This is a genomic window from Nocardioides oceani, from assembly GCF_030412965.1.
Classification (GTDB): domain Bacteria; phylum Actinomycetota; class Actinomycetes; order Propionibacteriales; family Nocardioidaceae; genus Nocardioides; species Nocardioides oceani.
Genome location: NZ_JAUHJQ010000115.1, coordinates 1 through 289 on the forward strand (window position 1 = coordinate 1; position 289 = coordinate 289).

Annotated in this window: 1 protein-coding gene; it reads left to right on the top strand. The window is 75.8% G+C overall.

From position 1 onward, the window contains the following. The coding region (locus QWY28_RS23485) for an ATP-binding cassette domain-containing protein (protein WP_300955327.1) at positions 1–289 on the top strand (289 nt) is incomplete at both ends.

Below are 289 nucleotides of genomic sequence, written 5' to 3' on the forward strand. Positions count from 1 at the left end.
TCACCGCCACCGAGAACATCGCCGTCGCCGCCAACATCGCCGGCCTCACCGGGGCGCCCGCCCACGCCCGCGCCGCCGAGCTGCTCGAACGAGTCGGGCTCACCCACCGCGCCACCGCCCGACCCTCACAGATGTCAGGAGGCGAGCAGCAGCGCGTCGCCCTGGCCCGCGCGCTGGCCAACGACCCGCCCGTCCTGCTCGCCGACGAACCCACTGCGAACCTCGACGCGTCCCGCGGCCGCGACCTCGCACGGCTGCTGCGCACCCTCGCCGACGAGGACCACCGCTC